The sequence below is a fragment of the Yeguia hominis genome (assembly GCF_014384705.1).
GTDB lineage: Bacteria > Bacillota > Clostridia > Oscillospirales > Acutalibacteraceae > Yeguia > Yeguia hominis.
This window is the reverse complement of record NZ_JACRSN010000034.1, coordinates 1-7,900: the sequence shown is the minus strand read 5'-3', so window position 1 is coordinate 7,900 and position 7,900 is coordinate 1. Positions and strand designations below refer to the sequence as shown.

General features: G+C 49.3%; 8 protein-coding genes. 2 read left to right on the top strand and 6 right to left on the bottom strand.

The window, feature by feature from the left end:
- The 3 genes from IAG03_RS13730 to IAG03_RS13720 all read right to left on the bottom strand — a co-directional run.
- The coding region (locus tag IAG03_RS13730) for a hypothetical protein (RefSeq protein WP_249320666.1) at positions 1–527 on the bottom strand (527 nt) is incomplete at its 3' end.
- Between the two features lie 631 nt (positions 528–1,158).
- A complete protein-coding gene (locus IAG03_RS13725; RefSeq protein WP_249320665.1) occupies positions 1,159–1,392 on the bottom strand; it encodes a hypothetical protein in 234 nt (77 codons plus the stop codon).
- 187 nt (positions 1,393–1,579) lie between these two features.
- Positions 1,580–1,921 (bottom strand): hypothetical protein, encoded by a 342-nt coding sequence (locus IAG03_RS13720; protein WP_249320663.1) that lies wholly within the window; start codon positions 1,919–1,921, stop codon positions 1,580–1,582.
- A 262-nt stretch (positions 1,922–2,183) separates the two neighbouring features.
- Here IAG03_RS13720 and IAG03_RS13715 point away from each other — a divergent pair, with 262 nt between their 5' ends.
- A complete protein-coding gene (locus IAG03_RS13715) occupies positions 2,184–2,855 on the top strand; it encodes a hypothetical protein (protein ID WP_249320661.1) in 672 nt (223 codons plus the stop codon).
- Between the two features lie 246 nt (positions 2,856–3,101).
- On the opposite strand, the gene IAG03_RS13710 is transcribed toward IAG03_RS13715, so the two are convergent.
- From IAG03_RS13710 to IAG03_RS13700, 3 genes are all read right to left on the bottom strand, one after another.
- The gene (locus tag IAG03_RS13710) at positions 3,102–5,009 is read right to left on the bottom strand and encodes an NAD(+) synthase (RefSeq protein ID WP_249320667.1); all 1,908 of its coding nucleotides are present in this window, start codon (positions 5,007–5,009) and stop codon (positions 3,102–3,104) included.
- A 502-nt stretch (positions 5,010–5,511) separates the two neighbouring features.
- Positions 5,512–6,252 carry a DMT family transporter gene (locus tag IAG03_RS13705; protein WP_488169040.1) on the bottom strand — a complete coding sequence of 247 codons (741 nt, stop codon included), beginning with the start codon at positions 6,250–6,252 and terminating at the stop codon, positions 5,512–5,514.
- Between the two features lie 206 nt (positions 6,253–6,458).
- Positions 6,459–6,650 (bottom strand): YbaK/EbsC family protein, encoded by a 192-nt coding sequence (locus IAG03_RS13700; RefSeq protein WP_249320659.1) that lies wholly within the window; start codon positions 6,648–6,650, stop codon positions 6,459–6,461.
- 217 nt (positions 6,651–6,867) lie between these two features.
- Here IAG03_RS13700 and IAG03_RS13695 point away from each other — a divergent pair, with 217 nt between their 5' ends.
- Positions 6,868–7,734 carry a LysR family transcriptional regulator gene (locus IAG03_RS13695; protein ID WP_249320657.1) on the top strand — a complete coding sequence of 289 codons (867 nt, stop codon included), beginning with the start codon at positions 6,868–6,870 and terminating at the stop codon, positions 7,732–7,734.
- The last annotated feature ends 166 nt before the right edge of the window (positions 7,735–7,900 follow it).

Genomic DNA, 7,900 nt, shown 5'->3' with positions numbered 1-7,900 from the left:
GTGGAAGCTTTTTTTCCTCCGTCGGAAATTTTTTCGAGTCCGTTAACGACCTCCTTGATTTCTTCTTCCATGTGGATTCCTTTGGAAACCTTGCTTTCGAGCAGCTTTTCATCCGCATGAATCAGATTGTCGATCAGCATCGTTAGCCCGCTGACGACAAGCTCAACGATAACGGAAAGCCCCATCGACATGGCTGCGTTGAGCGCGTATTGCGCTGCGGTCATGGCAACCGTTTTTAGCTTTGCGCCGACGAGCTTGGTACCTAAATTATCCATGCTTACACCGGCACGACCGCTTGATTTTGCCAGTTCTTTAGCTGCATCGCTGGCATTGGTTAGATATTTATTTGCAGCTTGATTTATTAGTATTCCTTTTTTTAGGGCTTCGTTATATTGAGTTATAGCATCAATATCAGTTTTATTGCTGATCTTAAAGCCTCTAAAATATAATTTTTTATCTTCAATTCGCTGAATAGGAGCATTATCCAAAAGTTTTTGAGTTCTGTCGAGTCGAGGAAGCAGATTCAAAATTTGATCATTCGAAAGGAGAACAAAAATGGAAAAGACTAATGTGTGCCTGAATTGTGGAGATTTTGTAGCCCCCGAGTTGTCGGAATGTCCAACATGTCACGGAGAAGTGATGGATTGGAGTGACTGGATGGAAATGAAGGGGAATCCTTATCATTGGCCGAAATGTCCGGTTTGCGGATCATTTTATTTGTCAAGGGATCCAAGTACCGGAAACCCTTATGTCCATTATTCTTTTAGGTGTAATAATTGTGACTATCTTTTTTAGCGCTTCCTTCCGAAACGATCTCTTGTCCGCGGTACTTCCGAGAGTGTCTTGACACTCGACCGCGGCGCCTGCGCCATTAAGCGCAGATCAGACTTTCTCTTACCGGCGCCGCACGCCGGAAGCCCCGTAAAGTCGTTGAACCTTCTCCCGCGCGGCCCCGTCCGCGCGACATTTGTATCCCGCTTTTGCGGGACTTAGGAGCTTGGCTGCGGATTGGGCACACCGCCTACTTTTTAGAGCGTTCGCACCTGCCGTTTCCGGCTATGCTGTCGCAAGGCGGCTTTGGCCCTTCCTGCAATTTGAGGCTTGCCGTTTCATGTTTTGAGGATGAAATCCTGCATAACCGCAAGGGACTGCGGCCGGTTATGCACAGGCAAAAAGCTCACCCGGCGCAAAAAGGTTTTTGCTGATTTCCTCATTCAGCGTTTTAACGTGATCCGTAATTTTCGACAGCAGGCCGCTTTCCGCCGCCGCTGTTGAAAATTCCACCTCGATCTTGACCGGATCAAACTTGATCGCGCGCAGCTGTGCGTTCACCGCCTGCGCAATTGCATCCGAATCTATTACGGCGTCCACCTTTACTTGATACTCGTTCATAGAATCTCCTTTCTGGAAAACCTTTGTTTTTCTGTTTTTTGGGGGAACTATCTATGTAAAAAGAACCCGGCGCCTTGACCGGCTTCTGAAGGGTCTAGGTGGGTAAAAAGGTCTGCGCCTCTGCAACTTTTTCATTTTGTGCCAAAAAGGACGCACAGTGCGTCCTTTTTCTTTTGATGTATTGGGTTTAAGACGCCGCACCCTGCTTTTCCGGTTCTGCTGCGCCAGCGGCCTGATTCTGTAGGAAGTTTTGTAGTTTTTCCGGGCTTTGCGCCCAATCGGACAGCATCGTGCGTAAATCGTGGAAAAAGGCCTCTGTTTCCGAATGCGCATTTCGATAGGCAATACACTCTTCGACTGCGTCCTCGAACTGGATATACTGCGCTTTATTGATGCTTTTTGTAAGGATCCGATAAAAGTCTGTCGTTTCAATCAGCTCCATCACTTCGTCCGGATCATAACTGCCGTTGTAGTCGGTATAGTTCGCGATGACGGTCGAAGCAAGGACATAGGGCTTAAGGTACGGCATATACCGCCCATTGACATATAAACTTTCCGATGCGCTTTCTACTGCTGCGCCCCTCGCCCGGGGCGCAAGCAGACGGCTTTTCCGTATGGAATTTTAAAATTGCTTCTTTCTGCTATGGTCAAAATATGCTTGACAGTCACGCCTAGTGTCCTCTACAATGAAGGCAGAATATTCGGTCCGGTGTTCCTTTCATGGGTTCTCCGGAATCCGCTGCACTGCTTTTCGCCTTTTCTGTATGACTTGGCACAAAGGAGGTCTGGATATGGAAAACCATCTTTTTCTCCGAAATTTTTATGCAGACGTGGAATGTAAAGATTTTTTAATAGGTTCTTGTCCTTCTGCCTTCGAAGCATCTAATTTGCAATTGAGATCAGGTGTAAATGTAATTTCTGGAGATATAGATGGTGGAGGCTGGACGCTTTCCTACCTGTTGTCTTACCCTAAAGATCCATCCATCATTTTGTGGGAAAACGGATACCAACTAGAGTGGAACGGAATACCGATCACGCTTGCGCAGCTTGCAGACCTTACGGTTCCGATCGGCGCGCGTTCCGCCAGACAAAGCCCATTTTCGATTAAAACACTGGTACGGCGGGCGCTTCGCAAGAGTAAACTTCCCTATTCCGCGGAAGAGGTTTTAGAAATTTTCACCATACCCGAATTCCTTTGGAATCGCAAGTTGCTGCACACCGGATCCCGGCTATGGAAATGTCAGGCAGCAATTGGATTTGCCGGGAATCGCCCCATCTTTTGTTTTCCATGGATGAGCCGGCGTAGGCTGGATCCGCTGATTGTTTTTGTAAATCAAATTTGCAGTGAACTGAAAAAGAGAGGGAATCCAATTCTGATCATGCCGGTTTCAAAAGCCGAGATGGTTGCTGATCTTGCGGATTATTGGATCGACGCGGATTATTTTTTAAGTAATCGAGACTAGTTGTTTGGGAAATCTTTGCGCAAAAACGGGGTTGAAATTTGCTTTTTGATGTGCGCGAGGCATCGAATACTCTCTCACTTTTGTGCTAAAAACGCCGAAATTCTCCGGACATGCATTTATAACTGCTTATTATGATGTAATACCGAAAGCATGTGGATTCGGGAATCTGAAAATCCAACGAAAATCCCCGGTTACGGAAACCCTGTGCGGTTTCCCATAACCGGGGATTTTTCGTAATATATGCGTTTATTTTTCTGCCCACTGCAGCCAAACAGATGCGCAGGCATCGCTCGGCATTCTCCAGTCTCCGCGCGGAGAAAGCGTCACGGAGCCGACCTTCGGGCCATCCGGAATGCAGGAGCGTTTAAACTGCTGCATAAAGAACCGACGCACGAAAATCTTCAGCCAGTGCACAATTACGGCATCCTCGTAGACGCCCGCAAATGCACGGTTCGCCAAAAAGCGAATTTTTTCCGGCGTGAAGCCATAGCGCACCAAATAATAGAGGAAAAAATCATGCAGGTCATACGGCCCGACAATGTCCTCTGTTTTTTGGGAAATTTCCCCCTGCTTTGCCGGAAGCAGCTCCGGACTGACCGGCGTATCCAGAATATCCAAAAGCGTCTCTTTGAGGATCGAATCCTCCGACAGGTCCGCAAAATACCGGACCAAATGCCGCACCAGAGTCTTGGGGATCGAACAGTTGACACCGTACATAGACATATGATCCCCATTATAGGTTGCCCATCCGAGCGCCAATTCGGAAAGGTCGCCGGTTCCGATGACAATTCCGCCCGTCGCGTTCGCAATATCCATCAGCACCTGCGTCCGTTCACGTGCCTGTACATTCTCATACGTCACATCCAGGACCGCCGGATCATGCCCGATGTCGTGGAAATGCTGATGGACCGCGTCGGAAATCGGAACCGTGCGGAAGGACACGCCCAATGCCTCGCAGAGCAGCTGCGCGTTGGTTTTTGTGCGCTTGGTCGTGCCAAAGCACGGCATCGTAATGGCGATGATGTCCTTTCGGCTGCGATGCAGCCGATCCATCGCACGGGTTGCAACCAGCAGCGCCAGCGTGGAATCCAGACCGCCGGATATTCCAATGACCGCACTCTTGCAGTGCGCATGCGCCAGGCGCTTACAAAGGCCGGACGCCTGCATTTCTATAATTTCTCCGCAACGCCGGTCGCGGTCTTGTTGATTATCCGGAACAAAGGGCCGCATCGGGAACGTCCTGGTAAAATTCCCAGCCGCTTCGCACATGGAGAACGAAATCCGTTCATACCGGTTGCTTCCGCGCTCTACAAAGGTTGTCATGCGGCACCGCTCCTGAGAGAGCCGTTCGACGTCCACATCGGCAGCGGTAAATCCATGCTGGAAAAGCGGGCTTTCTGCAAGCTGGGCGCCATCTTCTGCAATTAGGCTATGTCCGGCAAAGACCATATCCGTCGTGGATTCTCCTTCTCCTGCGCTTGCGTACAAATATGCACAGACGAGCCGCGCAGACTGCGAAGCCACCAGCATCCGGCGGTATTCCCGCTTTCCGATCGTCTCGTCGCTGGCGGAAGGGTTCACAATTACGGTTGCACCCGCCAATGCGTGCTCCGTCGAAGGGCTGTCCGGCACCCAAAGATCTTCGCAGATTTCCACCGCAAAGAGGAATTCCCGCTGTTCCTTGCAGGCAAACAGCAATCTCGTTCCAAACGGAACCTTCTTTCCGTCAAGCTCAAGCGTCCGATTTTCATCTTCCGCCGGAAGGAAATGCCGCTTTTCATAAAATTCCCCGTAGTTCGGCAAATGCTGCTTCGGGACAATTCCGAGAATTTCGCCCTGATAAACAACCGCCGCACAGTTATAGAGCTGCTGTCCACAGCGCAGCGGAAGCCCCACCACCGCAATCAGCTGCAACTCCCGGCTTTCCTGCACGATCCGGAGCAGGGACTGCTCTGCGGCCTCCAAAAGGGCCCGCTGCAAAAAAAGGTCGCTGCAGGTATATGCCGTGATACAAAGCTCGGGAAACCCGATCAGTTTCACACCGTCCGCAGCGGCTTCCCGCATCATGGCGAGAATCTGATCCGTATTATAGGCACAGTCCGCAACACGCAGTTCCGGCGTTGCAACAGCCATCCGAATAAACCCATAATTCAAATTCATCACGCTTCTTTTTTTAACGTTCGGTTCCTGCCATCGTCCCAAACCACAAAAGTTCCCATTGCCCATCTGCGGCGTCCGTTTTTCGGTTTTGCATGTCTGCATTCCGGTCGGGGAATATCCACAAAAAGCGGATCGATCCAAAACAAGCGCCGGTAGACGCGTTGCTCTTCGGAACGTGTTTCCGGGAAGCGATGGTAGAATTATTATATCACATTCCTCTAAAAAGTCATACCTTTTAAAAGGTGATGTCCGAGAAAATTCGCTTTTGCAACTTTTTTGCAGGTTCCCTACAGACTTTCTGGCTGACCCTGTAGGAAAATAAAGAAGAAAGGCGGAGATTTTACATGCGGACAAAACAAATATTTTTCTGGGTCATGGGCATTTTTCTGGCAGCAGCATGGGGGTCCGTTTTCGGAACGCTTCTCTTGGGACTTCGATAAAAATGCCGTTTATTCCAGAACACCCGCAGCATCTAAACGTGCTGCGGGTATTTTTATCATATTTGCGTTTGTTGTTTCCGTTTCGGGAGGTTCTGGAAAGAACGGCCCCACTCGCCAAACACTGCACCGCTCAGAATCAGAACGGCGCCGACAATTTGCAGCGGCAACAATGTTTCATGCAAAAAGATGGCGGAAAACAGAACCGCTGAAAGCGGCTCCAGATATCCGCAAATCGAAACGGTCTGCACGGGCAGCTGTCCAATAGAAGAAAAATACCAGTAGCAGCCCAGGCCTGTGTTGAACAAACTGAGCACCAGAAGCGGCGCCCAATCTGTGCCGGGAATTGCAATCTGATATCCCTGCTTAAGGCCTACGAAAATTGCAACGGTCAAAAAACTGGTAAACAGCTGCAGCGCTGCATTTTCCAGTCCTGTAATCCGTGCTGCCCGCTTATTGCAAATGACCATCACGGCATAGGTTACCGCCGACATGCCGCCGCAGAAAACACCGTATATCGTGTTTCCTTCTGAAAATAAATTTCCATTTACCAAAAAAATTCCGATCAGCACAGCCGAAAATCCGATTCCCATATGAACGGTCAGAGACTCATGAAACAGCAGCGGAGAAAGCGCCATCACGAGAACCGGCCCGCAATAATAAAGAATGGAAGAGAGCCCGATGCCGATTTGCTGATAGGCTTCATATAAGAACATCCAACTGGCGCCCATCGCAACACCGGAAACAGCCAGAAAAATAGCATCCGGCCGTTTTTTGTAAAACGTAAATTTTTGAGACACCAAAAAATCGCAAGCAGCAGCAAGCTGCCAAACAACGTACGGAAAAGGACAATTTCATAGCTTGACAGTGAGATTCGGCTGGCTAAAAGGCCATTGGATCCAAACAAAAGCAGCGCTAAAAAGTATTTGTAATATGATTTCGCCATGACATCGCGGCATAAATCCGGAAAAACCGCCGGACTTCCGCGGCACCTCCTTTTTTTCGTTCATACGGAAATGATGGATGGATTGTTGCCCGTCGAGGGCAGAAAGATCTTTAAAACATCCTCTGTTGCAAGGTTCAGATATCCTGTGGTTGTGCCGTCGCTGCATCCGTACCAGGGTTCCTGTGCGACGTCCCGATCCATCACAACCTGTACCGCATGATCGTGATCGCTGCTTCTGTGTCCACACGCCAAAATGGAATCTGCAGGTTTTCAAGCGCCGGATAAGCCGCTTTTTACAGAGGCGTTGAAAACGCCTGCGGCAGATCCGTAAAAACATCGCTGACATTAAGCATCTTCTCTCCCTCTCTCCTTGCAAATCAAACGGTTATCGTGTATCATAAATTCATAGATTCCAAAAGCGAATGTTTTTTATGTTTTAAATGAGTAAAAGGAATGGAGAGAGTAGGCCATGGATATGAACATTCAAAAATACCGGGCGTTTCTTAAGACCGTAGAATACGGAAGCTTCACCAAAGCTGCCGAGCAGCTTCATTATACACAGTCCGGCATCAGCAGAATGGTTCAGGATCTTGAACGGGAGTGGGATGTTTCCCTTTTGGAGCGTGGCCGCCGCGGCGTTCGTCCAACCTCAGACGGACTTGCGCTTTTGCCCTATGCCCAACGGGTTTGCAGAGAATATGAAACCCTGCAGGAGCAGATTGACAAACTCCACGGACTCCAGTCCGGCCTTTTGCGGATCGGAACCTTTTCCAGTGTGGCGACCCACTGGCTGCCCAATATCATTCAGGCATTCCAAAAAGACTATCCGAAAATCGACTATGAGCTGCTCCTGGGAGACTACCGAGAAATTGAAGAATGGATTTTGGAAGGACGTGTGGACTGCGGATTTGTCCGGCTTCCTACCCGGCCGGAATTTGATACCATCCTGCTTGCGCAGGATCCGCTTCTCGCTGTCGTGCCTGAGCAGCACCCGCTTGCAGCATATTCGGAAATTCCGATTCCCCTGTTGTGCAAGGAGCCGTTCCTTCTATTGGAAAAAGGCGCGAAAGCGGAAATGTCCGCAATTTTTGAGCAATATGGTCTGATTCCGAATGTCCATTTTACCACCTGGGATGATTATGCCATTATGTCCATGGTTGAGAGCGGACTCGGCGTCAGCGTGCTGCCGGAACTCATTCTGCGAAGGATTCCGTACCGGATTGCGATTCGGCGGTTAGATGTTCCAGCCAGCCGGGAAATTGGACTGGCAATGCGGGAAAAAGGCGCTGCTCCGCTTGCGGTCAAACGGTTTCTGGATTATTTGCAATACCGTTGACGCAATTGCGTCAACCAAAAGCCGCACAAAAAAAGAAGAGGGAACTTTGATATGTACCCAGTTTTCTGGACACCGGTTCAAAATTGAATAATTAACTTTTCATCATGGATGCTTCCCTGAATTTAGAGGGAGGCATCCATTTTGTTTTAGCTTGGATTCTGGTGTT

Bases quoted from the DNA above. Each gene is read 5' to 3' on its own strand.
- IAG03_RS13720 (WP_249320663.1), bottom strand. From the start codon at position 1,921: ATGCCGTACCTTAAGCCCTATGTCCTTGCTTCGACCGTCATCGCGAAC.
- IAG03_RS13715 (WP_249320661.1), top strand. From the start codon at position 2,184: ATGGAAAACCATCTTTTTCTCCGAAATTTTTATGCAGACGTGGAATGT.
- IAG03_RS13725 (WP_249320665.1), bottom strand. From the start codon at position 1,392: ATGAACGAGTATCAAGTAAAGGTGGACGCCGTAATAGATTCGGATGCA.
- IAG03_RS13695 (WP_249320657.1), top strand. From the start codon at position 6,868: ATGGATATGAACATTCAAAAATACCGGGCGTTTCTTAAGACCGTAGAA.